23 protein-coding genes are annotated in these 23,599 nt (G+C 61.7%); 10 read left to right on the top strand and 13 right to left on the bottom strand.

Annotated elements, in window-relative coordinates; all coding sequences use genetic code 11:
- The first annotated feature begins 95 nt into the window (after positions 1-95).
- The 3 genes from DYL59_RS23875 to DYL59_RS23865 all read left to right on the top strand — a co-directional run bounded on the left by DYL59_RS23875 (position 96) and on the right by DYL59_RS23865 (position 2,050).
- Positions 96-551 carry an Lrp/AsnC family transcriptional regulator gene (locus DYL59_RS23875; RefSeq protein WP_135291384.1) on the top strand — a complete coding sequence of 152 codons (456 nt, stop codon included), beginning with the start codon at positions 96-98 and terminating at the stop codon, positions 549-551.
- Positions 541-1,224, top strand: coding sequence for a cyclase family protein (locus tag DYL59_RS23870; RefSeq protein WP_135291383.1), 684 nt, complete (start codon positions 541-543; stop codon positions 1,222-1,224). The genes DYL59_RS23875 and DYL59_RS23870 overlap by 11 nt, the downstream gene beginning before the upstream one ends.
- A gap of 517 nt (positions 1,225-1,741) precedes the next feature.
- On the top strand, positions 1,742-2,050 hold the full coding sequence (locus tag DYL59_RS23865; protein WP_135291382.1) for a DUF3077 domain-containing protein: 309 nt from the start codon (positions 1,742-1,744) through the stop codon (positions 2,048-2,050).
- A 139-nt stretch (positions 2,051-2,189) separates the two neighbouring features.
- Here DYL59_RS23865 and DYL59_RS23860 read toward each other — a convergent pair whose 3' ends face one another.
- From DYL59_RS23860 to DYL59_RS23850, 3 genes are all read right to left on the bottom strand, one after another.
- The gene (locus tag DYL59_RS23860) at positions 2,190-2,801 is read right to left on the bottom strand and encodes a 3'-5' exonuclease (protein ID WP_135291381.1); all 612 of its coding nucleotides are present in this window, start codon (positions 2,799-2,801) and stop codon (positions 2,190-2,192) included.
- A 26-nt stretch (positions 2,802-2,827) separates the two neighbouring features.
- Positions 2,828-3,304, bottom strand: a complete 477-nt coding sequence (locus DYL59_RS23855; protein WP_010206743.1) for a LabA-like NYN domain-containing protein — start codon at positions 3,302-3,304, stop codon at positions 2,828-2,830.
- Positions 3,305-3,435: 131 nt separating this feature from the next.
- On the bottom strand, positions 3,436-4,167 hold the full coding sequence (locus DYL59_RS23850) for a DUF2076 domain-containing protein (protein ID WP_135291380.1): 732 nt from the start codon (positions 4,165-4,167) through the stop codon (positions 3,436-3,438).
- A 181-nt stretch (positions 4,168-4,348) separates the two neighbouring features.
- Between DYL59_RS23850 and DYL59_RS23845 the strand changes: the two genes are divergently transcribed.
- From DYL59_RS23845 to DYL59_RS23835, 3 genes are all read left to right on the top strand, one after another.
- Positions 4,349-5,008: a YciC family protein gene (locus tag DYL59_RS23845; RefSeq protein ID WP_135291379.1), complete on the top strand. Its 660-nt coding sequence runs from the start codon at positions 4,349-4,351 to the stop codon at positions 5,006-5,008.
- A 40-nt stretch (positions 5,009-5,048) separates the two neighbouring features.
- On the top strand, positions 5,049-6,134 hold the full coding sequence (locus DYL59_RS23840) for an endonuclease/exonuclease/phosphatase family protein (RefSeq protein ID WP_135291378.1): 1,086 nt from the start codon (positions 5,049-5,051) through the stop codon (positions 6,132-6,134).
- Between the two features lie 161 nt (positions 6,135-6,295).
- Entirely contained in the window at positions 6,296-7,315 is a 1,020-nt protein-coding gene (locus tag DYL59_RS23835) for an alpha/beta hydrolase (protein WP_135291377.1), read from the top strand.
- Positions 7,316-7,390: 75 nt separating this feature from the next.
- Here the strand turns inward: DYL59_RS23835 and DYL59_RS23830 are convergent, their stop codons facing one another.
- From DYL59_RS23830 to hrpB, 5 genes are all read right to left on the bottom strand, one after another.
- Positions 7,391-8,443, bottom strand: coding sequence for a cyclase family protein (locus tag DYL59_RS23830; protein WP_135291376.1), 1,053 nt, complete (start codon positions 8,441-8,443; stop codon positions 7,391-7,393).
- A 21-nt stretch (positions 8,444-8,464) separates the two neighbouring features.
- Entirely contained in the window at positions 8,465-8,761 is a 297-nt protein-coding gene (locus tag DYL59_RS23825) for a YciI family protein (RefSeq protein WP_135291375.1), read from the bottom strand.
- A gap of 9 nt (positions 8,762-8,770) precedes the next feature.
- Positions 8,771-9,055 (bottom strand): muconolactone Delta-isomerase, encoded by a 285-nt coding sequence (gene catC, locus DYL59_RS23820; RefSeq protein WP_135291374.1) that lies wholly within the window; start codon positions 9,053-9,055, stop codon positions 8,771-8,773.
- Between the two features lie 29 nt (positions 9,056-9,084).
- Positions 9,085-10,431, bottom strand: a complete 1,347-nt coding sequence (locus DYL59_RS23815) for a short-chain fatty acid transporter (protein ID WP_135291373.1) — start codon at positions 10,429-10,431, stop codon at positions 9,085-9,087.
- A 172-nt stretch (positions 10,432-10,603) separates the two neighbouring features.
- On the bottom strand, positions 10,604-13,123 hold the full coding sequence (gene hrpB / locus DYL59_RS23810; RefSeq protein ID WP_135291372.1) for an ATP-dependent helicase HrpB: 2,520 nt from the start codon (positions 13,121-13,123) through the stop codon (positions 10,604-10,606).
- A gap of 252 nt (positions 13,124-13,375) precedes the next feature.
- On the opposite strand from hrpB, the gene DYL59_RS23805 reads away from it, so the two are divergent.
- Both DYL59_RS23805 and DYL59_RS23800 read left to right on the top strand, forming a co-directional pair.
- The gene (locus DYL59_RS23805) at positions 13,376-13,795 is read left to right on the top strand and encodes a polyribonucleotide nucleotidyltransferase (protein ID WP_135291371.1); all 420 of its coding nucleotides are present in this window, start codon (positions 13,376-13,378) and stop codon (positions 13,793-13,795) included.
- 3 nt (positions 13,796-13,798) lie between these two features.
- Complete coding sequence (locus tag DYL59_RS23800) at positions 13,799-14,692, top strand: cation diffusion facilitator family transporter (protein WP_135291370.1); 894 nt, start codon at positions 13,799-13,801, stop codon at positions 14,690-14,692.
- Here the strand turns inward: DYL59_RS23800 and DYL59_RS23795 are convergent.
- The gene (locus tag DYL59_RS23795; protein ID WP_135291369.1) at positions 14,689-15,750 is read right to left on the bottom strand and encodes a DUF6515 family protein; all 1,062 of its coding nucleotides are present in this window, start codon (positions 15,748-15,750) and stop codon (positions 14,689-14,691) included. The genes DYL59_RS23800 and DYL59_RS23795 overlap by 4 nt on opposite strands.
- A 397-nt stretch (positions 15,751-16,147) precedes the next feature.
- On the opposite strand from DYL59_RS23795, the gene DYL59_RS23790 reads away from it, so the two are divergent.
- Together DYL59_RS23790 and DYL59_RS23785 are read left to right on the top strand one after the other, a co-directional pair.
- Complete coding sequence (locus DYL59_RS23790; protein WP_003176264.1) at positions 16,148-16,627, top strand: Lrp/AsnC family transcriptional regulator; 480 nt, start codon at positions 16,148-16,150, stop codon at positions 16,625-16,627.
- 205 nt (positions 16,628-16,832) lie between these two features.
- The gene (locus tag DYL59_RS23785; RefSeq protein WP_025999909.1) at positions 16,833-17,042 is read left to right on the top strand and encodes a DUF2788 domain-containing protein; all 210 of its coding nucleotides are present in this window, start codon (positions 16,833-16,835) and stop codon (positions 17,040-17,042) included.
- Here DYL59_RS23785 and DYL59_RS23780 read toward each other — a convergent pair.
- From DYL59_RS23780 to DYL59_RS23765, 4 genes are all read right to left on the bottom strand, one after another.
- Entirely contained in the window at positions 17,037-17,672 is a 636-nt protein-coding gene (locus tag DYL59_RS23780; RefSeq protein ID WP_135291368.1) for a pseudouridine synthase, read from the bottom strand. The genes DYL59_RS23785 and DYL59_RS23780 overlap by 6 nt on opposite strands.
- A 71-nt stretch (positions 17,673-17,743) precedes the next feature.
- Positions 17,744-19,216, bottom strand: a complete 1,473-nt coding sequence (amn, locus tag DYL59_RS23775; RefSeq protein ID WP_167496711.1) for an AMP nucleosidase — start codon at positions 19,214-19,216, stop codon at positions 17,744-17,746.
- Positions 19,217-19,310: 94 nt separating this feature from the next.
- Positions 19,311-20,963, bottom strand: coding sequence for an acyl-CoA dehydrogenase family protein (locus DYL59_RS23770; protein ID WP_135291366.1), 1,653 nt, complete (start codon positions 20,961-20,963; stop codon positions 19,311-19,313).
- Positions 20,964-21,051: 88 nt separating this feature from the next.
- The gene (locus DYL59_RS23765) at positions 21,052-23,421 is read right to left on the bottom strand and encodes a hybrid sensor histidine kinase/response regulator (protein ID WP_135291365.1); all 2,370 of its coding nucleotides are present in this window, start codon (positions 23,419-23,421) and stop codon (positions 21,052-21,054) included.
- Positions 23,422-23,599: the final 178 nt, after the last annotated feature.

Raw genomic sequence — 23,599 nt, 5'->3', positions numbered from 1 at the left:
CAAAACCTGTTTAAACCGCCCATACACTTTTCAAAGCATGGTTATGAGGGCTATAAACCATGCTTTCGAAAGCCACGCGCAACTGGAGCCTTATCATGGACAAATACGACCGCATGCTCCTCAGCGCCCTGCTCGAAGACGGCCGCGCCTCCTTCGCCCAACTGGCACGCACCGTAAACCTCTCCGCCCCGGCCGTTGCCGAGCGTGTCGCCAAGCTTGAGGCCAGCGGCGTGATCACCGGCTACCAGGCCAAGGTGGACCTGTCCAAAGTGGGCTTGCCGATTCAATGCGTGATCGAACTGCGCCTGACCAATCACGGCAGCCAGAAGGTCTACGACGAACTGAGCAAAATCCCCGAGCTGACCGAATGCCACCGGGTCACGGGCGATCCGTGCGTGATCATGCAGGCGGCGGTAGGGTCGATGCCGGAGCTGGAAGACCTGATCAACCGAGTGGCGAAGTTCGGCTTCAGCAAGACCTCGATCATCCTCTCCAGTGCCATAGAACGGCGGGTGCCATTGGCGCAATTGGAGGTGAAAAATGGTGGGTAAGGTCGTCAGCCTCAGCCATCCGATCAGCCCGCGAATTCCGCTATGGCCGGGCGACCCGCCGGTGGCATTCGACGACATCGCATCATTGGGCAAAGACGGCTACTTCCTGCGCCGTTTCAGCATGGGCGAGCACAGCGCCACCCATATGAACGCGCCAAACAGCTTCTATGCCGACGGCATGGGCATCGACGGCTACCCACCCCACGACCTGGTGCGGCCTGCGGTAGTCATCGATGTGCGGGCGCAGTGCACGCCGGACTACGCAATCAGCGTGCAAGACATTCAAGACTGGGAGCGCCAGCACGGCCCCATCGAACCGGGCTGCGTGGTGCTGATGTACACCGGCTGGCAGCACCGCTGGGATGATCCGGCGGCGTTCTTCGGCCAAGACGCCCAAGGCTCGCATTTCCCAGGGATCGGCGAGGCGGCGATTGAGTTTCTGCTGTCCCAGCGTCAGGTTGCCGGTGTAGGCATTGATACCCACGGGGTGGATCCGGGGCAAAGCAGCACGTTCGCGACCAACCGTGCGGTGTTGGCGGGCAATGGGATTGTGTTGGAGTGCTTGAACCACTTGGATCAGTTGCCGCCCAAGGGCGCAACGCTGGTGATTGGAGTGCTGGCGCTTGAAGGTGGGTCGGGATCGCCGGCGGCAGTAATGGCGCTTATCCCCTGAAACACCACAAAACCTTATGTGGGAGCGGGCTTGCTCGCGAATACGGTGGGTCAGCCACACATGTATTGACTGACACTGCGCTTTCGCGAGCAAGCCCGCTCCCACAAGGTTCCTACGCGCCTATCGGAATAGACCTACTGACGGTGCTGAGACAAGTGAAATACGCCTTTAAAAACCCATTATTTCATTGGCCAGCAAGACCCATCCCTTTCATTTGCAGGACGTTTCCGAGAGAATTCCACGGCCTTGTTTCCGTCGGATCAGGTAGCTAGTCTCGCTCGGTCATCGAATGTTCGGTGACCGGACGTGCAAGTCCGCCGACGGTAATACGCAACAGCCTTAGCTCCCAACACCTGTTTTTTACTCCAGGCGTTAATGTGTTATGGCAGCTGTACGCGGGAGATCTTCGGATCTACCGGACGCCGTCACGGTCTTGCACACCCGCGTACTGCTGCCACCCTAAATTCGTGTGCAAGCGAACGGTTGCAGCTTCTTAACCTGACGGAGAAGTTACAACATGGTCAAAGTTACCCCCGATCCACCCCGTTCCAACAAAGAATTCCCCAGCGAAGACGCCCTGCTCAATCGCCGCGCCCTCGACTACTACCTCAAAGCATCCGCGCCGGATGCGCCCACCTTTATCCTGAATGACAACCTGAGTTTCGAAGATGCCCTGGCCCATGCGGCGGATTTGCTGCATTGCGCGGTCGAGACGGCGCACTTATCCGAAGAGGCACTGAATGTGCAGCAACGGGCAGTGATGCATCTGGTGGAGATGGCAAAGGTGGTGGTGGATCAGGCGTTGGGTTGCACACAGTCTCGATGAGCAATGCATAACTAATGTGGGAGGGGGCTTGCTCCCGATGGCGGTGGGTCAGCTACAGATTGGCCGACTGATCCACCGCCATCGGGAGCAAGCCCCCTCCCACATTTGGATCTTCAGTGTTCTTGGCAGTGTGGCCAGGTCAGAACCCGCGATGCTTCTTCAAGTGCTCATTGATCTTCGCCGCCGGCACCTTCTGCAAGGTGCACAGCAGGTCGTGGGACAGTTCGCGCAAGCCGTGGGTGCCGCGCAGTTCCTGTGCCAGGTGGGCGGTCAGGTTGGCGGCCATTTCGGCATCGGCCATCGCCCGGTGAGCCTTGCCGGTGTGGGGCAGTTGGGCAAAGGTGTTCAGCGTGCCGAGCTTGTGGTTCGGGGCTGTCGGCATCAGGCGCCGGGCCAGCAGCAGGGAACAGGCGAATTTTTGCAGGCGGGTGCGGCGGATCAGGCCCAGTTCGAAGTCCCAGAACTTTTGGTCGAACGCGGCGTTGTGCGCCAGCAGCGGGGTGGTGCCGACGAATTCATTGACTTCGTTCATCACCCGTTCGGCCGGAGGCGCGCTACGCAGCATGGCGTTGCTGATGCCGGTGAGTTGTTCGATGAACCCTGGCACATGCACGCCGGTTTTCATCAGGCTCTGGTAGCGGTCCACGATCTGGCCACGTTCGAGGATGACCACGGCGATTTCAGTGGCGCGGCAGTGGCTGCTCGGGGTGATGCCGGTGGTTTCAAAGTCGATGACCGCTATACGTTCCAAACCTGTTCCAACTCCGTCCAATCAATTTATTTGAGCAACAACGCGCCTTCGATCGGCACGTAGCGGCTGGCCGCTCGGATCAACGAGTTCGCCGTGAGCCCAGGCACGCCATAGGCCACGGCTTCGACGCCATGCTTGTGGATAACCCGGTCGAGCAACATGTCGAAATCACCGTCGCCGGAGGCCAGCACAATTTCGTCGACGTGGTCGGCGGCGTCCATGATGTCGAGGGTGATGCCCACGTCCCAGTCGCCCTTGGCCGAGCCGTCGCTGCGCTGGATGTAGGGCTTGAGTTTTACCGTAAAGCCCAGGTTGCGCAGGATCTGCTGGAACTGCTGCTGCTTGCTGTCGCCCCGGTCGATGGCATAGGCGTACGCTTCGACGATTTGCCCGCGCGAGCTGATGTCAGCCCACAGGGCGGCGTAATTGAAGTGGCAGCCATACGCCTGGCGAACGGTGTAATAGAGGTTTTGTACATCGGCGAACACTGCAATTTTCTTCACCGCGCTTTCCACCGCACTTCCCCCATGACAACCAGGCGCCACGGCCCGGAAAGGGTGCCAGTATGCCAGCCGCAGGAAAGTTTCCGGAAAAAATCAGACCGGGGCGACAAGGCGCCCCGGGCTTGGGTGTGTCAGACGAAGGAATCGTCGTCGCCGAAGGAAGAGGAATCGTCGGAATAATCGCTGTCGGCAAAGCTGTCCGAGCTGTTGCTGCCCCAACTGTCATTGCCGGCGAACTTCTGGTCATCGTTGCCCCAGCCGCCCTGGTCGCTGGCCGGTGCCGGTTGTTCGATGATTTCCTCTACAACCTGCGGCTGCTGGTTGTGGTGGAACAGGCTGCTGATGCCTTCGGCCAGCAACACACCACCGGCCACGCCAGCAGCGGTTTTCATCGCCCCGCCCAGAAAGCCACTGCCCACGGGTGCTGCAGCGGCAGGCTGTGGGTAGTTTTGCTGCGGCGCAGGCTGGCTGAACCCAGGCCGAGCCGGTTCACGCCAGCCGCCGGAGGATGGCGGGGCACTCGGGGCCGGTTGTTGCTCGCGGGAGGAACCACCGCCGCCAAAGATGCTCGACAAAAAGCCACCGCCGCTCGAAGGCGCCGGTTGCGCGGACTTGGCCCGCTGCAACTCATCCTGCAACTGCTGGATCTGCTGCGCTTGCTGCTTGTTCTGCGCGTCGAGAGTCTTGAGCGCGTGTTCCTGCACCAGAATCGACTGGGTCATGTAGTACCCAGCCGCCGGTTGGCGCGTCATGTGCTCCTTGATCCGCGCTTCGGCCTGGGCGTCGCGGGGGGCTGAGTCCGTTTCGGCTTGTTGCAACCGTGAAAACAGTCCATCGATCAGGGTTTGCTCTTCGCTGTTCATGGCGACCTCGTTAGATTGCCGGTAGAAATCGTGGCCCCGCCTGTGATCAGGCTAAGGTGCGATCTAGTTATGGGGGTGTTACCAGTTGTTTCAATGGTCTTTACTCAAGGTTTACGTTTGCGCCCCAAAGGTCACGATCGGTTAAAGTGACGCCCTTGCTTTCAGGCCTGCGATGAACTTGATGAATCCGTTAGACGTACTGCGCGACTCCTTTCGCTTCACCCTCGGCAACCTGGGCGCCATCGTGCAGCTGTGCCTGCCGCTGGTGATCCTCGAAGCCCTGCTGCAACAAGTGCTCAACCATGTTGTGGGCCCGGATGCCTTCCCCGGCTACAGCGTGGTGGTGGGGTTGCTGGTGTACCCGCTGTACACCGGCGCACTGATCCTGTTTCTCGACGCCCGCACCCGTGGCGATACGCCGCGCACCAAGGACCTATGGGCCATGGCGCTGACCCTGTGGCCACGCTTCGCCTTGTTGACGGCCATGAGCACCCTGCTGATCTTGCTGGGCTTGTCGCTGTATTTTCTGCCGGGCCTGATTCTGATGGTGCTGCTGGCCTTTGCCGAATACCTGCTGGTGCTGCGCGGCATGTCGGCGCTGGAGGCGATGAAGGAGAGTCTGCGCCTGACCCGTGGGCATTTCTGGCGCATCCTTTTGTGCCTGCTGTGCGTGATGACGCCGCTGTGGCTGCTTAAAGGCGCCAGCGTTGCCGCCTACCCCACACCGGCGCCGATGCTGGGCTTGTTGATGGACAGCGCCCACAGCTTCCTGCAACTGTTCACCAGCGTGGTGCTGTTCCGTTTATTCATGCTGATCGGTGGCGATGCCGACGCGCGGTGATATGCTCCGTGCCACCTCTGAAACGCTATAAGCCGAGCCAATGACCCGTTTATTGCGCATCACCCTGCTGGGCCTGTTGATCATCGCAGGCCTGCTCGCCACCCTGATCTACAGCCTGACCTGGCGCCCCGAGCCCAAGCAAACCCTGCCTGTCAGCTGCGTCGCGCCCCGCGCGCCGACCCTGCTGCCGGGCCAGGCGCTCAAGGTCATGACCTGGAACGTGCAGTACCTGGCCGGCAAAAACTATGTGTTCTGGTACGACACCGCCGATGGCAGCGGCCCCGACGAGCGCCCCACGGTCGAAGACATGGCGGCCAGCCTCGATGAAGTGGCCCGGGTGATCCGTGACGAACAACCCGACATCCTGCTGCTGCAGGAACTCGACGAAAACGCCAAGCCTTCCCACTACCAGGACCAGCTCGCCCTTTTGCAGGAGCGCCTGGTCGACCTCTACCCCTGCAGCGCCCAGGCCTTCGACTGGAAAGCCGACTTTGTGCCCGACTGGCATATCTTCGGCAGCGTCGGGCGCAAACTGGCGACCCTGAGCCGCTACCAGATCGAACACGCCGAGCGCCTGCAATTGCCGGTGTCGCCCGCCAATTTCATCAGCCGCCAGTTCCAACCCAAGCCTGCCCTGCTGTTGACCTACCTGCCGCTGAGCGACGGCGGCCAGTTGGCGGTGCTCAACACGCGCCTGGATGGCGATGCCCCTGGGCGCAGCGCCGTGCAGGAACAGGTACAAACCACGGTCAAACTGCTGGATAAATTCGAAGGCAGGGGCACGCCGTGGCTGATCGGCGGGGATTTCAACCTGCTGCCCCTGGGACAATTCCTACGCCTGGACGCGGGTAAACGTGGTCAATACTCGCCAGACAGCGAACTGCACCTGCTGTGGGACAAATACCCGATGATCCCGAGTAACAGCCAGTCCAGCGGTATCGACCGTGAGCAATGGCTGACGAACTTTCCCAACGACCCCAGCGTGGATGGCCCGGATCGCACCGTCGACTATCTGTTCTACAGCCCGCGTATCAAGCGGGTGGAGGCCAAGGTGCGCCAGGACGATACGCTGCGTATCTCCAACCATCTGCCCGTCGTTGCACGCTTCCTGCTGCCGTCCTTGTGATCTCCCACAAATTGTCCCCACAAAGGGGACAATGAATCTCGAATCAGCCTAATTGTCTCTCACTCGACTAGGCCGTAAATTTACTCCCAAGCCAGCACGCAGACAGCCAGAGGCGCTGAAGCGGCCCTCCAATTCCAATACTTCAAGTGAGCGCATACGACATGAACCCTTTCAAAAAAGCCCTGACCGCCACCCTCCTCGCCCTGTCCATCGGCAGCGCCTACGCCGCCGACACCGCCGTGCCCGAGCACCAGACCCAAGCGTTCCTGAACGCACTGGCCGCTGGCGGCGGCCGCCCCCTGGAACAGCTGAGCCCCAAGGATGCGCGTGCGGTGCTGACCGGTGCGCAGAACTCGGTGAAAGTGGACATGTCGGGCATTGAAGTCAGCGACAAGACCATCAAGGCCGATGGCCAGAACATCAAGCTGACCATCGTGCGCCCCGCCAACGTCAAGGGTGAACTGCCGGTGTTCATGTACTTCCACGGCGGCGGCTGGGTACTGGGCGACTACCCGACCCATGCCCGCTTGATTCGTGACCTGGTAGTAGGCTCCGGCGCCGTCGCGGTGTATGTGGACTACACGCCTTCGCCAGAAGCGCACTACCCGACCGCCTTCAACCAGGCCTACGCCGCAACCCGCTGGGTGGCAGAGCATGGCAAGGAGATCAACGTCGATGGCAGCCGCCTGGCGGTGGCCGGTAACAGCGTCGGTGGCAACATGGCGGCGGTGGTTGCCCTCAAAGCCAAGGAGCAGAACACGCCGAAACTGCGCTTCCAGTTGCTGCTGTGGCCAGTGACCGACGCCAACTTCGACACCCCGTCGTACAAGCAGTACGCCGAAGGCCACTTCCTGACCAAAAACATGATGACCTGGTTCTGGGACAGCTACACCACCGACGCCAAGCAGCGTGCCGAGATCTACGCCTCGCCACTGCGGGCCACCAACGCGCAGCTCACCGGCCTGCCACCGGCACTGGTGCAAACCGCTGGCCTGGACGTACTGCGCGATGAAGGCGAGGCCTATGCCCGCAAGCTGGACGCGGCCGGTGTGGACGTAACGGCGGTGCGCTACAACGGGATGATCCATGACTACGGTTTGCTCAACCCGCTGAGCACTATTCCAGAAGTCAAAGCAGCCATGCGCCAGGCAGCGGGTGAGTTGAAAGCCCACCTGAACTGATCCAAACGCTGAACCTGTGGCGAGGGCGCTTGCTCCCTCGCCACAGGTGCGTTGAGTCGCCGCGCAATAATGGCGTTAAACGGTGGCGACCGGCGTGAGCGGTGACGCGACAGCGCCCGGCAGCCGTAGAGGCGGCGCGGTCAGCAGGAAGCGATAGCGGCCCACCGAGCGAAGGTAATGGGCCAGTGGGGTGAGGTGCCACAGCTCGCCCAAATGCACGCCCAGTTTGAACAGACAATGTTCGTGCAACGGCAGCGCCGCACAGCAGGCATCGCCCCCCATGGCGGGGTGCGCCTCAACGGCGTAGTTATCGGCTGCAATCGCCGCCAACTGACTGTCGGTGATCCACTGCAGCAATTTTTCATCGCGGCCATCGAGCACCGCACAGCTGTCGCTGAGCCGCTGGGCATCGGGCCTGCGCTGCATGCCCAACACGACGTCGGCAAAACCGGTGTGCAGGCACACTATATCGCCCGCTTCGATCTCCACCCGATCAGCCTCCAAAACCCGCATGAGCGTGTCGTACCCGACCAGGGTGCGCGCGTCACCCAGGTGCGCGCGCAGGTCGATCAGTGCTGCACGGCCTTGCACACAGCTTTGCGCCATTTGATCGATACCCAGTGCCATGGCGGCCGAGGTGCTGGTATCGCGCATGTGATCCTGGATACCACAGTCGTCTGGCGTGGCGGGGCCCACCACATGTTCCCCTGCCGCAAAGCCGTTGTAGTAGACCGCCTTGGGCCTGCCGCTGCCGTCAACATCGAACAGGGAGCCCACGTGGGCAAGGCCGTCCCATTGGGTCGAGTACTGCAGATGCAAAATCGCCAGGTCATCGCTCAGGACATCGGGCCGGCCGGGCTCCAGTTCGCCCAGCAGGCAATTGAAATTGACCTGGCCACGTCGCAGCGTGGGTCGCAGTACCGGTGGGTGCCGATTGGGATTGAGCCCGTTGCCCCCTGGGTAATCCAGGGGCAGGCTCAAGCAGAATGTCCTGCCCTCCACAACCTCAGCGATACCCTGGCGGTTTTTTTCGCGGGTGATGAGGTTCAGGCGACCGAGTTGGTCGTCAGCGCCAAAATCACCCCAGTTGGCCCCTTCGGGGCGACGCGCCCAGCGTGGATTGGACATGAAGTGCTCCAGCAGCAAAAGTTAAAGCAGGCACTCACCTGCCACGTAGGCTTTGCGCCAGCGCGTGATGGCCACCCGTTCAAATAGCGCGACCCGGTAGAAGGGGTCCGCGGCAATGAACTGCTCGGCTTCTTCCCGGGTCGCCAGGTCGACCACGTACAGCCCACCGCCCTGGTCTGTACCGTCGTCATTGAGCTTGGCACCGCAGGCCAGCAGCAACGCCTTGTGGTGCGCCAGGAAATCCAGGTGCTCATCGCGGGTGTCGCGGCGCAATTGTTGGCTGCCCGGTTTATCCCAGGTCTCGATCAGAAACGGCATCGGCAGCCCTCAATTGGCACTAATGGCGGATGGGTGCTGAGCCAGCGGCGTCACCTGGATCGTCATGAACGGATACAACGGCAGCGCGCTGAGCAACTGGTGCAGCTCATCGTTGCTGGCAACGTCGAATACGCTGAAGTTGGCGTATTGCCCCACCACTCGCCACAAATGCCGCCAGCGGCCATCGCGCTGCAGCTCCTGCGAAAACGCCTTCTCTTCGGCGATAAGCTTGGCCGCTTCCTGCGGATCGAATGTAGAGGGAATGTTCACGTGCATCTGGACCAGAAAAAGCATGAGAAGTACCTATTCCTATTGTCTGTACGTCAGTGGCTCAGGTAGCCCCAGAGCAGCACCGCAGTGATATAAATCAGCCCGACCCACAACATGATGATCACGGTATAGCCCATCACATCCTTGAGCTTGAGGCGTGACAAGGCGAGCGCCGGTAGAATCCAGAACGGTTGAACCAGGTCGTTCCAGGCATTGCCCAGCATGACGGCCATGGACGTCTGGGCCAGCGAGCTGTTGAGCGACTTGGCCGCCTCGATCATGAACGGCCCCTGGATAGCCCAGTGACCGCCACCCGATGGCGCGAAGAAATTGATCACGTACGAGCTCAGCAACCCCCAGAACGGCAGGGTTTGCGCAGTGGAGATCTCGACGAAAACCCGGGAGATGCTGTCGACCAGTCCCGAGCTGTGCATCATCGCCATGATGCCCGCATAGAACGGGTACTGCAGGATGATGCCGCTGATGGTCTTGATCCCTTCGCTCAGCTTGGCAATGTAGTTAGCCGGCGTGCCGAGCAGCAACACACCGAGGAACAGAATCAGGAAGTTGACCTTGTTCAGGTCAAGGCTGCCGCCATTGACGAAGTGCATGACCAGGTAGCCAAGGCCCAGCACACCGATCACCAGGCTCAGCAGACGGCTGTTGTTCAGGCGTGAAGCGAGGGTGCCGTCGGCGAACAACTCATCGACCTGGGTGGCGCCTTTGTCGTGATGACGCTCGTCGAGGGTGCGGTCCACTTCAACGATGTCTTCCGCCCGTCGAGGATGCAGCCAGGCATTGAGCAGTGGCATGGTGATCAGCACGGCTGCCGCCGTGAGCAGCATGGGCAGTGAGAAGATCGTCTCGCTGAGCCCGATCAGGCCCATCTTCGATTCCAGTGGATGCCCTGGGGTGGAGATCAGCACCGGAATTGTCGCGGAAAGCCCCAGGCCGTAAAGGGTGAAACCGCTGTACGCCGCGGCAATGATCAGGGGGTAATGCACCCCTCGCACGCGAAGTGCGAGCTTGCGCGCCACGATGCCGCCGATCACCAGGCCGAAGCCCCAGTTCAGGTAGCTGCCGATACCGCCGACCAGGGTGGCGACGATGATGGCCGCGTGTGGGGTTTTGACCCGGCTGACGATCTTTTCCAGCAGCCCATCGATCAAAGGCGAGGCGGCCAACACATAGCCCATGGCTAGAATCACGGCCATCTGGGTGGTGAACGCCAGCAGGCTCCAGAAACCATCGCCCCAGCTTTGCAGCGTTTGAACCGGGTTTTGCCCTTCGACCAGTACCGCAAGGGCCATCGTCAATAAGGTCAGGCCGATGGCGAAAACAAAGGGGTCAGGCAGGTACCGACGCATCAACTCCGTGAAAAACGCGGTGAGCTTGTTCAAAGGTGACTCCGTTTTATTTTTTTTCTGTCAGGTCAAGCCGCGTCGCCAGTCTCGGCGCGCAGGACGACAGCACGGTAGCCAAGCGGTCAGGGCCGTACAACCCGGCGTCCGATTATCTGTTCGGTAATCGAACGACATGCGTCTGCCGACCTGGAAACCTTGAAACGAAGCGCTACGTCCCCCTTGGCTTGGCGCGTGCGGTCGCCTCGGCCACCAACGGGTCTTCGGGCCAATAGTGTTTGGGGTAACGGCCTTTAAGGTCTTTCTTCACTTCCCCATAGGTGCTGCGCCAAAAGTTGGCGAGGTCCTGGGTGACCTGTACCGGCCTGCGGGCCGGGGACAGCAGGTGCAACGTCAGGACCTGTCGGCCCTGGGCGATGCGCGGTGTTTGCGCCAGGCCAAACAGCTCCTGCAGCCGCACCGCCAAAACGGGCGGGTACTGTGAATAGTCGATGCGAATGTTCGACCCGGACGGTACTTGAATCGCCTGCGGCGCCTGGGCGTCCAACGCTTGTGGAAGCGGCCATGGCAGCAGGTTCCTGACGATCGAAGACAGATCCAGCTGACTGAAGTGGCTGAGCCGGGTGACTTTGCCCAGGTACGGCGTGAGCCAGTCCTCAAGCGTATCCAGCAGATGGGCATCGCTCAGATCAGGCCATTGGCTCTCGCCCTGGCCTTGTTGACTATCCAACTGACGCAGCAGCCCCACCCGCGCTTGCCATTGCCGCAACTCAGGGTTCCAGGGCAGCAGTTCGAGGCCCTTGCGTCGCACCAGGTTGACCAGCGCAAGCGAGCGGGTGTGCTCATCCAGGTGGGGCAAAGGCGCGGTGGACAGCACCAACTGCCCCACCTTCAATTGCCGCTCGGCCTTGAGCACGCCCTCCTTTTCATCCCAATCGACTTCATCGACCGAGCGCACCAGGTCGGCCAACTCGTCCTCGAAGAGCGTCGGATCAAGGTCACTCGCCAGGTAGATGCGTTCTTCGCGCTGGCCTTGTCGGCTGCCCAGATCGGCAACCACCAGCCACGGTTGTTTCATCAAGCTGTCGGCCTCGGCGAACAGCGCGGCACGGCCATTGGCCAGGCGGTATTCGGCGCCGCCAGGGCGACGTTGCCGGGCAACGCGATCCGGGTAGGCCAACGCCAGCAACGCGCCGAGCCAGCGTGGATGATCGGGATCGGCCACCGGCCGCGTCGCCTGCCCGCGCAAATAACCCCGATATTGCCGCGCCAGTTGCCTGGCCCGCTGCACGCCGCCTTGGGTGCCGCGTGCGCGTTCTTCGCCAGATAACAGCGCCAGGCGACTGTGCAGATCCGCACCGCCCCCGCGCAAGATATCGCGCTCACCCAACAGCGCGGCCACATCACAGGCCGTCGCCGCCAAACCCAACTCCTGACCGCGCAACAGCAAATGGCCGATACGCGGGTGCGCCGGCAGCTCAGCCATTTTCTGGCCATGGGCGGTGAGTTTGTCGTCATTCAAGGCGCCAAGGCGCACCAGCAAATCCTGGGCTTGGGCATAGGCAGCGGTCGGCGGTACATCCAGCCACACCAGTTGATCAGGGGTGACGCCCCAGCGCGCCAACTGCAAGGCTAGACCGGCGAGATCAGCCGCGAGCATTTCCGCACTGCTGTAGGCCGCCAAACCTTCATGCTGATCCTCGGACCACAACCGATAACACACGCCAGGCTCCAACCGCCCCGCCCGACCGGCACGCTGGGTGGCGCTGGCGCGTGAAATGCGCTGGGTGTCGAGACGGGTCATGCCACTGCCGGGGTCGAAACGCGGCACCCGCGCCAGCCCGGCATCGATCACCACGCGCACGCCGTTGATGGTGAGGCTGGTTTCGGCGATGTTGGTGGCCAGTACCACCTTGCGTTTGCCGGCTGGGGCAGGGTCGATGGCGGCGCGTTGGGCGTTAAGGTCCAGCTCGCCGTGCAGCGGGCATAACAGCACATCGCTGCGACCACCCAAGGCGTCTGCCAACTGCTGGTTGACCCGGCGAATTTCCGCCTGGCCGGGAAGGAACACCAGCACGCTACCGGTTTCATCATGCAGCGCTTCAAGAATGGTCTGCACCAGCCTCGGCTCGATAAACTCGCCCGCCTGGTACGGCCGCCCCCAGCGCATCTGCACCGGGAACATGCGCCCTTCGCTGCGCAGGATCGGAGCGTCGTCCAGCAGGCCCGCCAGGCGTTCGCCTTCGAGGGTGGCGGACATCAGCAGGATTTTCAGCGGTTGTTCATCGCGAAACAGGTCGCGGCCGTTGAGGCTCAGGGCCAGCGCGAGATCGGCGTCGAGGCTGCGCTCGTGGAATTCGTCGAAGATCAACAAACCCACGCCATCCAGCGCCGGGTCGTCCTGCAAGCGGCGGGTGAGGATGCCCTCGGTGACCACTTCGATACGGGTGTTGGGGCCGACCTTGCTGTCGAGGCGAATGCGATAGCCGACGGTTTCGCCTACCTTTTCCCCCAGCTCACTGGCCAGTCGTTCCGCCGCTGCGCGGGCAGCCAATCGACGCGGTTCCAGCATCAGAATGGTCTGCCCGGCCAGCCATGGCTCGTTCAACAACGCCAACGGCACGCGGGTGGTTTTACCGGCACCGGGGGGCGCTTCCAGCACGGCCTCATGGCGAGTCGCCAAGGCGTCACGCAGGGCGGGTAAAACATCATCGATCGGCAACGAATTCATACTGGCTCCAAAGCAGAGCGGCGAGTATAACGGCGAACTGCGCAAGGTCGGTGGTGGTCGTAGAAACACCACTGGCTCGTGCTGCGAACACAATCCAATGTGGGAGCGGGCTTGCTCGCGAACGCGGTGCATCAGTCACATAGGCTTCAAGTGACAGACTGCATTCGCGAGCAAGCCCGCTGCCACATTTGAGCATCAGTGCCCTGTAGACTTGCTTATAGTCATCTTTCAACCGTGTTCAGGAGCTTCCCCATGCGTATCGCGTCCCGTGTCATCGGCGGTGTCCTCGCCGTTAGCCTGTTGAGCCAATTGACCGCGTGCGGTTCGATCTTCTACCCCGACCGCCGTGGCCAGATCGACGGCAAGATCGACCCCACCGTGGCCGTGCTCGATGCCATCGGCCTGCTGTTCTACGTCATCCCCGGCCTGATCGCCTTCGGCGTCGACTTTGCCACCGGCGCCATTTACTTCGAACCGGGCAAGACCGCCCAGGTTGACCCGGCCAAGCTGCAAGAAGCCATCGGCACAGACGGCAAGGTGGATAACGCCAAGCTGCAATCGATCATCCAGAAAGAAACCGGCCGCAGCCTGCCGCTGGACGACCCGCGCCTGATCCAGTTCAAGGGCAGCGTGCAACAATTGGCGTCCCTTGGCCTGCAACCGGCAGCCTGATCCATGACCAGCAGCCCCGAACACGCCAGGCTCCTGCGCCTGGCCACACGCGCCTCGGTGGGGGTGGCCTGTGCGCTGATTATCACCAAGGCCATTGCCTGGTGGCTCAGCGGCTCGGTGAGCATGCTCGCCGGGTTGACCGACTCGCTGCTGGACGGCGTGACCTCGTTGCTCAACCTGGTGGCGGTGCACTACGCCCTGCGCCCGGCGGATGACGATCACCGTTATGGCCATGGCAAGGCCGAATCGTTGTCGGGCATGGCCCAGGCGCTGTTTATCGGTGCCAGTGCGGTACTGATCGCGTTTCAGGCCTATGAGCGTTTGCAGCATCCGGAGCCGGTGGGCGCGCCATGGCTGAGCATTGGCGTGATCATCTTTTCCCTGGTGCTCACCGTGGCATTGCTGATGCTGCAACACCGTGTGGTGCGCGAAACCGGGTCTACCGCCGTGCGCGCCGACTCACTGCACTACCGCTCGGACCTGATGCTCAACGGCAGCATTCTGGTGGCGCTGGTGCTGGCGGGCATGGGTTTGCATCAAGTAGACGCCTGGTTCGGCCTGGGTATCGCCGCCTACATTTTGTGGAGTGCGGTCCAGATCGCCCGGGAAAGCTTTGCGGTGTTGATGGACGAGGAACTGCCGCCGGATGTGAGCCAACACATGCTGGAACTGGCCCGTGGCGTGCCGGGGGTGCTGGGTGCCCATGACTTGCGCACGCGTATCTCGGGCAACCACTGGTTTGTGCAATTGCACCTGGAACTGCCGGGGGAATTGACCCTGTCCGTGGCCCACGGCATCAGCGACCAGGCCGCCGATGCCATTCACACGGCTTACCCGCGCGCCGAAGTGCTGGTGCACGCCGACCCACGGGAAGTGGTCACCGGCAACAAGGCCTAGTACTGCACCTGGTAACCGCGACTGCTCAGGCAGTTGCCCTGGGCCTGGCGGTAGGTTTGCACCACGGCAGGGTCCGGGGCGTAGGTGACTTGCTGCGGGTCGAAACCGCTTTGCTGCACCGCCCAGCGGTAACAGTCATAGCCGTCCTGCTGCACCTGGGCGGGTGACTGGCCATTGGCCGGATACGCCACCACGTCATAACCGTTGCCTTGCGGAGCAGGCTGGGCCACCGGCACTTCGGTTGGCGGTTGCACAACCACGTACTGCTGGCTGCTGGTCTCGTAGGAGTAATAGGCCCCGGCGGCGAGGAAGAACAGCGCACTGCCCACCCACACTTCCCGCGCGTAGTCCGGCAGGTATTGCACGCGGATGCCGTACGGCGGCCTCACCACCACATAACGCGGACCTTGCGGGCGGTACCAGTAGCCACCGGAGAAGAAGTAGTCCTGGCCACGGTAAGGCACGCGGTAATTGCGCTCGGGGAAACGGTCGATCACATAGCCAGGGCGGTGTTGCGGGCCTGGGCCCCAGCCATTGCCATGCCCATCCGGGCGGCCCGGCCAGCGGTTATCGCCAGGACGGTTATTGTTGTAACCGCCCCCGTTGTTACCCGGACGCGAACCTGGGCCGCCGGCCTCCCAATGCGAGTTGCCGTCGTTACGGCGCGGGATATCTCGGTAGTAGCCCTGACGGGGTTCCTGGGTCTGGCGCACGGTATCGGGCCGGCTCTGGATCGGCAGGTTGTTCGACGGCTGCGGAGCAGGTCGCGGCTGTTCAGCATTTTGTGGGCGGCCTTGCCACTGCCCACCGTTACGCTGCTGTTGCTCGGCACGCTCGAAATGCTGGTTCTGCGGGCGCGGCTGGGCATTCTCGGCGCGAGGCGCCTGGGGCTGGCGCGGTTGATTGTTTTCCGGGCGGGGCTGATTGTTACCAGGCCCCCGTTCATGCTGACCACCGCCTTCAGGGCGCGGTGAGTTATCTCGTTCGTCAGCCAACACTTGATTGCCAACGGCGGCCATCAGCAAACCTACACCTGCCAAACGCCAGATGCGCTTCATGCTATTCCTCACTGCGGATTAGGGCCTGTCCATGAGACTGGAAAAACCAAGCCCGGTTCTGGCACAGGTTATCAGCAGGCAAAAGAAAAGGGGTGACCCGTCGGCCACCCCTTGAGAACTTCGTCCTGGCTCAACGCTTTTGACGTTGGCTCACCTCACGCCGTCTTGTGGACAGTGTGCAGCCTGGAGGCCGGCTCAACCCTGCTGGGGTGGCGGCCGCAGCGGGCCTGATTGGGCGAGCTGCTGTGGACTGTTGTCCAGGCGGTGATTCTGTTGATAAAGATACAGCCTCGTGCCGGACAGATGATTGCGAAGATTGCGTCAATAAACAGTGCTTGCGCAATTTTTAACCCTTCATAGATAATTCACCGCAATAGTTACGACAAAGGCCAACCCAATGAGCAAGCTTGACCGATACGACCTGAGTATTTTGGCGGAATTGCAACGCGACGCGCGGATCTCCAACCAGGAGTTGGCCGAACGCATTGGCCTGTCGCCGTCGCCGTGCTCGCGCCGGGTCAAGCAGTTGGAGGACGACGGCTACATCTCCCGCCAGGTCGCCCTGCTCGACCGCAAGATGCTCGGCCTGAGCCTCACCGCCTATGTGCTGATCGGCATGGACCGGCATACACCGGAACGTTTCGAGAACTTCGAAGCGGCCATCCGTACTCTGCCCCAGGTACTGGAATGCAGCCTGGTGACCGGGATGGATGCCGACTATCAATTGAAAGTGGTGGTGCCGGATATGGATCACTACCAGAAACTGCTGCTGGGGCATTTGACCCGGATTGAAGGGGTGACCAGTGTGCGGTCCAGCTTTGTGCTGAACCAAGTGCTGAACAGCACCGAACTGCCACTGACTCACCTGAGAACCTGATCTCAAGCACAGTGAAGATCCAATGTGGGAGGGGGCTTGCTCCCGATAGCAATCTGTCAGTTGATGCATGTGTTGACTGACACACTGCAATCGGGAGCAAGCCCCCTCCCACATTTTTTACGCGCACGACGTAGGTCAATGTAGCGTTTGCCAGGCTGCCTTATACTTCGCGCCTGCCTCTGTCGGATATTTCCCCATGAACAACATAGACCCCGCCCTCTTTGAAGAATGGATGATGACCGGACTGGTCACCATCCTGATCATTTTCATGGGCTTTATCGTCTGGGACCTGGCAAAGAAGTCCAAGGCCGGGCGCTTTGGTTCGTTCATCCTGTTTTTCGTGCTGGGCCTGGGCGTGGCGGCGTTCATCATCAAGAGCGTGGTGATCGGCCTGATCGAGTCCGGCGCACTATAGGCGCGCCGGCACTTCCTTCCACTGGCCCTGGTCCAGGCCGTCAATGGACCAATCGCCAATTCGCACCCGCACCAGGCGCAAAGTGGGCAGGCCCACCGCCGCCGTCATGCGCCGCACCTGACGGTTACGCCCTTCCCGAATCACCAGCTCCAGCCAATAGGTCGGCACGCTTTTGCGAAACCGCACGGGCGGGTTGCGCGGCCATAACTCGGGTTCGTCCAACTGGCGTGCTTCGGCGGGCAAGGTCATGCCGTCGTTCAATTCCACACCATCACGCAGGCGTTGCAGGTGTTCTTCGGTGGGCTCGCCTTCCACTTGCACCCAGTAAGTTTTCGCCAACTTATGCTTGGGGTCGGCAATGCGCGCCTGCAACTGGCCGTCATTGGTCAGCAGCAACAGGCCTTCGCTGTCACGGTCCAGGCGGCCCGCCGGGTAGATACCGGGGATGTCGATAAAGTCCTTGAGGGTCGCGCGCCCGCCTTCGTCGCTGAACTGGGTCAGCACGTCGAAGGGTTTATTGAACAGGATCAGCTTGGGCTGCGCCGGCGGCGCCTTGGCAACGCGGCGTGCAGCGGAATGCGGAGGTTTCACGCCAGGGCGGCGCGAATCGGGGCGTGTGGGACGGGACATGGCTTCGGTACATCTAACGGTCAGGACCGACAATGCTAGTGGCCTGACCGTTAAATAACCATCCCAACCGCTTAGCGGAACGGCGGCTCGTCGAAGCTGCGCAGTTTGCGCGAGTGCAGCGAGTTGAGTTCGGTGCGTAGCAGATCCACCGCTTCGATGCCGATTTTCAAGTGCTGGCTCACCGCACGCTCATAGAACGCGTTGGCCGAACCGGGCAGCTTGATCTCGCTGTGCAGCGGCTTGTCCGATACACACAGCAACGTGCCGTAGGGCACACGCAAGCGATAGCCTTGCGCTGCGATGGTGCCGCTTTCCATGTCCACGGCCACGGCGCGGGACAGGTTGATCAGCGGCCGTTCCTGGGCCCAGCGCAGTTCCCAGTTGCGGTCGTCGTAGGTCAGCACGGTACCGGTGCGCAGACGCTTTTTCAGCTCTTCGCCTTTCTCGCCGGTGACGTTGGCCGCCGCTTGCTGGAGCGCCATCTGCACTTCGGCCAGGGCCGGGATCGGGATGTTCGGCGGCACCACACGGTCGAGAATCCCGTCGCGGCGCATATAGGCGTGAGCCAACACGTAGTCGCCGATGGTCTGGGATTGGCGCAGGCCACCGCAGTGGCCAATCATCAGCCAGCAATGGGGGCGCAGCACGGCCAAGTGGTCGGTGATGTTCTTGGCGTTGGAGGGGCCCACGCCGATGTTCACCAGGGTCACGCCGTGGCCATCCGTGGCTTGCAGGTGATAGGCCGGCATCTGGTAGCGGTGCCACACCACGCCCGCGGCAATGGCGGACGCTTCGCCGTGGTCCATGGCCTTGTCGATCACCACGTTGCCCGGCAGCACCATGCGGATAAACCGTGGGTCGCTGCGCAGTTGCTCCAGGCCATGCAGGATGAACTGGTCGACGTAACGGTGATAGTTGGTCAGCAGGATCCACGGCTGCACATGGCGCCAGTCACTGCCGGTGTAGTGCACCAGGCGGCGCAGCGAGAAGTCCACGCGAGCGGCATCGAACAGCGCCAGCGGCAGCGGGTCGGTGTTTTCCCAATCGTAGAGGCCGTCGGCGATGCCATCGGTGGCCGCCGACAGGTCGGTGCTGGGAAACACGCGGGCCAGGGTGGCAGCCGTTACACCAGAGCCGGCCAACTCGTCGCCCTGCTCCACCACGTAGGGGTAAGGAATGTTCTGCTGGCTGACGCCCACTTCTACCGTCACGGTGAAGTCATGCATCAAGGGCACCAGTTGCTCCAGCAGGTACTTACGGAATGCGCCAGGGTGGGTGACGGTAACGCTGTAGGTTCCCGGCAACTGAACCTTGGCGTAGGCCCGGGTAGTCTGTGGGACTTCGCCGTGGCAGTGGTAGGTCAGACGCAGTTCCGGGTAGCGAAACAGTGCGCGTTGTTCGGCGTCGGGCTCGACGCGGTCTTTCAGATATTGCTTGAGGGCCTGGTTGAGCGCGCCGGTAGCACGCTCATGCAGAGCCGCCAGCCGGTCCACGGCTTCTTCGGCGGATTGAACGACAACAAAAGCTTCGGTCACGGTAAGCATCCTGTGTTCTGACGTGCAGGCCTTTATCTTGCCTGTAACCCAGCCCTACTGAAACAGTGCAATTGGAATGCTCCCACATTTTGACCCGGTAAAGTCAGAGGGATTGGGGAGTGCTACGGGCAACAATCGCCTCCACGTCCACCCCACGCGGCAAGGTGCCATATACGCGGCCAGATGATTCTCCAAGGCGGCTGGCAATAAACCCATCACTCACCGCCCCATTCCCCGCCTCCACCAGCAACTTGGCCTGCAACGCCACGGCAATATCCTCGGTCAACTGCCGCGCACGGTACTGAATATCCTGGGTATCCATAAACGCCGACTTCAACTGCTCGATATGCCGCGCCAGTCGCTTGTCGCCATGCCCGTCTCCCAGCTCCACAAACAACGCCTCCAATACGCCGGGTTCTTTGGACAGCGCCCGCAGCACGTCCAGGCACTGCACGTTGCCAGAACCTTCCCACGTTGAATTCACCGGCGCCTCACGGTACAGGCGCGGCAGGATGCTGTCCTCGACATACCCGGCACCGCCCATGCATTCGGCCGCTTCATTGATCATCGCGGGGGCGCGTTTGCAGATCCAATACTTGCCGACCGCCGTCACCAATCGAGCGAACTTGGCTTCCTGTGCATCGTCCAGATGGTCCAGCGCGCGGCCCATGCGCATGCTCAGGGCCAATGCGGCTTCGCTTTCCAGGGCCAGGTCGGCGAGTACGTTTTGCATCAGCGGTTGCTCACTGAGAACGCGGCCGCCCACCGAACGGTGGGCACAATGATGGCTGGCCTGGGTCAGTGCCTGGCGCATCAAGGCGCTGGAACCGACCATGCAATCGAAGCGGGTCATGGCGACCATTTCGATGATGGTGGGCACGCCCCGGCCTTCTTCGCCGATCATCCAGGCCAGGGCGCCACGGAATTCCACTTCGCTGGAAGCGTTGGAGCAGTTACCGAGCTTGTTTTTCAGGCGCTGGATATAGAACTCGTTGCGCGTGTCATCCGGACGGTGCCGGGGCAGCAGGAAACAGGTCAGGCCCTTGTCAGTCTGGGCCAGGGTCAGGAACGCGTCGCACATGGGCGCCGAGCAAAACCACTTGTGCCCCACCAGTTCATAAGCCTGGCCCGGCCCACCGGCGCCCACGGGATAGGCACGGGTGGTGTTGGCACGCACATCGGTGCCGCCTTGTTTCTCGGTCATGGCCATGCCAATGGTGGCGCCGCCCTTATGGGCAATGCCGACGTTGCGGGGGTCGTAGTGGGTATTAAGGATTTTCGGCAGCCAGATGTCGGCCAGATCCGGCTGCAAGCGCAGGGCGGGCACACAGGCGAAGGTCATGGTCAGCGGGCAACCGGTGCCGGCTTCAGCCTGGCTGTGCAGGTACGTTAAGCCAGCGCGAGCCACATGCGCACCGGACTGCGGATGGGCCCACGGCAGCGACGGCAAACCCTGTTCGACGGCGGTGCGCATCAGCTCGTGATAGGCCGGGTGGAACTCCACCAGGTCAATGCGGTGACCGTAACGGTCATGGCTGCTGAACACCGGTTTATTCTGGTTGGCCAGGAACCCGGCCTCCATCAACGGCCCACCCGCCAGCGCACCGTAGGCGTCCAGGCGCCCTTCTGCCCAGCCTGCGCCGAAACGGCGCGACCACTCCTGCAAGGGCAGGTCGACGCGATACAGGTTAGTACCCTCCAGGGAAGGGGGCTGATTGGTAACGTCGTGGGTTTCGGCAAACTGATGCAGGTTCATGGCGGCCTCCTGGAAAACGGCCCCATGTGGTTGAGGCACGAATTTCAGTTAAGCACCGCCGCCTGGGTTAAAAAAGTGACATACCCGCCTATTGTCCGGCGCTTTCGCCCTCTAGCGGGCACAGTAAGAGGCGCTCCAGCACCGCTTGCAGCGCCTCGAAACGCACCGGCTTGGCCAGGCGATCGCTGACGCCGATGCCGTGGCAGTGCTCGCGTTGCGACACATTCAATGATGTGCTCAAGGCAATCACCGGCAGTTCGCCGCAGCCTGGCAACGCACGGATCTGACAACACAAGGAGAAACTGCCTTCGGGTATGTCCAACAACACGGCGTCGAATTTTTCCCCTTGCAAGGCCGCCAGGGCACTTGTATCGCTGCTTGCGGTTTTCACCCGGTAACCGAGCTTGAGCAACATGCCGCGCACCACCAACTGGCCGACACTGTTGTCATCTACCAACAGCACGGCGCAGTCCTGTGGCGCGCGATGCTTATCCAACGCCTGGGCTGGCTGGGCAGGTACCGGGCTGACGTCCATTTCCAGCTGGAAGCGGCTGCCCTTGCGCGGTTCGGAATGATGGGTGAGGCGCCCGCCCAGCAGTTCGATCAGCTGTCGGCAAATGGCCAGGCCGATACCCAGGCCGCCGTATTCGCGGGTAGTGGAACCGTCAAGCTGGAAGAAGTGCTGGTACAGGGTTGCTTCATCAAGGGAAGCAAAACCGATGCCCGTGTCGGTGACGATAAAGCTCAAGTGCAGGCTACCGTCACTGTGAGGCAAGCCCACGACGCGCAGGCGCACCGAGCCTTCGTGAGTGAACTTGAAGGCATTGTCCAACAGGCAATCGAGGCACTGCACCAGCTTATCCGCATCGCCAATGAGCCGATCCGGCAACTCGACCGCCACGTCGATGGAGAACTCCAGGCCCTTGCCTTGGGCGCTGCTACTGAACTGCTGGCGCAGGGTGTGGAGCACACCCCGCAGGCTGAACACCTGGGGCTGGGCACTCAGGCGCCCGGCCTGCAGTTCGGTAAGGGTAAGGATGCCATTGACCATGCGCATCATGTCCCGCGCCGAACCGGCGGCAGTTTGCTGGTACTGCGCCAGGTCCTCGGCCAGGGGCACGGTCTGCATCAGTTCCAGGGAGCCGATCACGCCATTCATCGGCGTGCGCAGCTCATGGGTCAGGGTGGCAAGGAACTCATCCTTGAGCCGGTTGCTGCGGGCCAGTTGCTGGTTGAGTACTTCCAGCTTCTGGCTGGCGTCGAAGAGGATCTGTGCCTGCTGCTCACGCATGCTGTTGATGCGGTCGGCCAGGGCCAGTGACAGCAGCGCAACCTCGATGGCCGAGCCGATCTGGCTGGCATACATGGTCAGGAACACATTGGGCAGGTAGCCCAGCACCATCAGCGTGTTGACCACCCCACCCAGCAAGAACGCCGACCAGGCAATGATGAAATAACGCGCCATGCGTTGGCCGCAGTACCAGGCCTTGATGGCCGCGACAAAGATGGTCACGGTGAATACCAGCGCCAGCCCGGTCGCCAGGCGCAGGGCCACCGCATAGCTGGTCAGCAGGGCCAGGGCCATCACCAGCGCGCCACAGGCCGCCAGTGCCAGCAGAATGCGATCGAGCCAGCGGCTGTGTTGCGCGGTGTGCAGGAAGCTGCGGGCGAACAGGCTGCCGAACAGCGCCGCCGAGCCGATCAGGAACGGCACCGCCGCATTGGCCCACCAGGGGTTGTTGGGCCAGAAGTACTCCACGGCCACACCATTGACCGACAGTTGATAAAGGCCGAATGAGGCGATGTAAAAGATGTAATAGAGGTAGCTGGTGTCGCGCACGCTCAGGTAGATAAACAGGTTGTAGATCAGCATGCCCAGCAGTACGCCATAGATCGCCCCCAGTACGTAAAGGCGCAGCGGCTGCTGCTCCAGGTACGCGGTCCCGGCCCAGAGGGTCAATGGCGCCTGGATCGAACCTTCGCTCTGCAGGCGCAGGTACACCGTTTCTTGCTGGTCTGGCACAAAGTTGAGCTTGAACAGGTAATTGCTCTGGCGCACTTCACGGCTGGAAAACGGCAAGGCACTGCCGGTGCGGGTGGTGAGTCGATAGTTGCCGGTGCCGTCGTTCTGGTACAGCTCCAGGTGGTTCAGCGGCGGGTAGGCCAGTTCCAGGAACCAGGTGCGTGGGGCGCGGGGGTCTTTGGCCAGGTAATGCAGGTCGACCTTGAGCCAGAACACCGAGCGCGAATAGCCGGCGTTGAGGGTGGCTTTGTCATGGGTCTTGAACTGTGCGGCGTACGTGGGGGAGCTGACTTCGGCGATGGTGAGGGCGTCGGTCGGGTCTTCGAGCACTTGCATGACGCGGCCCAGGGGCAGGCTTCGCGTGTTCTGGTCGAACTCGACGGCGCCGGCGAGCAACGGTAGCCCGCACAACAATAAAATCAGCAAATAGCGCATAGAGCCCCAGCGTGGCCTGCCCGGTTAAGTCAAAAAGCCCCCCATTCCTTTTGAGAAGACGTAAACCGGCAATACAGTTAATAGTGGTTTGGATCCACTCTAGCATAGCCATTAAAGGCTAATGGACACCATTGAAATAATTTTTCCAAAGGCTCTAGAACGTGGCTTACAGCGTGTT

The organism is Pseudomonas kairouanensis, assembly GCF_004682055.1.
In the GTDB taxonomy this organism is placed as follows: Bacteria; Pseudomonadota; Gammaproteobacteria; order Pseudomonadales; family Pseudomonadaceae; genus Aquipseudomonas; species Aquipseudomonas kairouanensis.
Note: the sequence above shows the minus strand (reverse complement) of the source record. Positions and strands in the feature narration are given on the sequence as shown.

Bases quoted from the DNA above. Each gene is read 5' to 3' on its own strand.
- DYL59_RS23875 (WP_135291384.1), top strand. From the start codon at position 96: ATGGACAAATACGACCGCATGCTCCTCAGCGCCCTGCTCGAAGACGGC.
- DYL59_RS23870 (WP_135291383.1), top strand. From the start codon at position 541: ATGGTGGGTAAGGTCGTCAGCCTCAGCCATCCGATCAGCCCGCGAATT.
- DYL59_RS23865 (WP_135291382.1), top strand. From the start codon at position 1,742: ATGGTCAAAGTTACCCCCGATCCACCCCGTTCCAACAAAGAATTCCCC.
- DYL59_RS23850 (WP_135291380.1), bottom strand. From the start codon at position 4,167: ATGAACAGCGAAGAGCAAACCCTGATCGATGGACTGTTTTCACGGTTG.
- DYL59_RS23845 (WP_135291379.1), top strand. From the start codon at position 4,349: ATGAATCCGTTAGACGTACTGCGCGACTCCTTTCGCTTCACCCTCGGC.
- DYL59_RS23840 (WP_135291378.1), top strand. From the start codon at position 5,049: ATGACCCGTTTATTGCGCATCACCCTGCTGGGCCTGTTGATCATCGCA.
- DYL59_RS23835 (WP_135291377.1), top strand. From the start codon at position 6,296: ATGAACCCTTTCAAAAAAGCCCTGACCGCCACCCTCCTCGCCCTGTCC.
- DYL59_RS23830 (WP_135291376.1), bottom strand. From the start codon at position 8,443: ATGTCCAATCCACGCTGGGCGCGTCGCCCCGAAGGGGCCAACTGGGGT.
- DYL59_RS23825 (WP_135291375.1), bottom strand. From the start codon at position 8,761: ATGCCGTTTCTGATCGAGACCTGGGATAAACCGGGCAGCCAACAATTG.
- catC (WP_135291374.1), bottom strand. From the start codon at position 9,055: ATGCTTTTTCTGGTCCAGATGCACGTGAACATTCCCTCTACATTCGAT.
- hrpB (WP_135291372.1), bottom strand. From the start codon at position 13,123: ATGAATTCGTTGCCGATCGATGATGTTTTACCCGCCCTGCGTGACGCC.
- DYL59_RS23805 (WP_135291371.1), top strand. From the start codon at position 13,376: ATGCGTATCGCGTCCCGTGTCATCGGCGGTGTCCTCGCCGTTAGCCTG.
- DYL59_RS23800 (WP_135291370.1), top strand. From the start codon at position 13,799: ATGACCAGCAGCCCCGAACACGCCAGGCTCCTGCGCCTGGCCACACGC.
- DYL59_RS23795 (WP_135291369.1), bottom strand. From the start codon at position 15,750: ATGAAGCGCATCTGGCGTTTGGCAGGTGTAGGTTTGCTGATGGCCGCC.
- DYL59_RS23790 (WP_003176264.1), top strand. From the start codon at position 16,148: ATGAGCAAGCTTGACCGATACGACCTGAGTATTTTGGCGGAATTGCAA.
- DYL59_RS23780 (WP_135291368.1), bottom strand. From the start codon at position 17,672: ATGTCCCGTCCCACACGCCCCGATTCGCGCCGCCCTGGCGTGAAACCT.
- amn (WP_167496711.1), bottom strand. From the start codon at position 19,216: ATGCTTACCGTGACCGAAGCTTTTGTTGTCGTTCAATCCGCCGAAGAA.
- DYL59_RS23770 (WP_135291366.1), bottom strand. From the start codon at position 20,963: ATGAACCTGCATCAGTTTGCCGAAACCCACGACGTTACCAATCAGCCC.
- DYL59_RS23765 (WP_135291365.1), bottom strand. From the start codon at position 23,421: ATGCGCTATTTGCTGATTTTATTGTTGTGCGGGCTACCGTTGCTCGCC.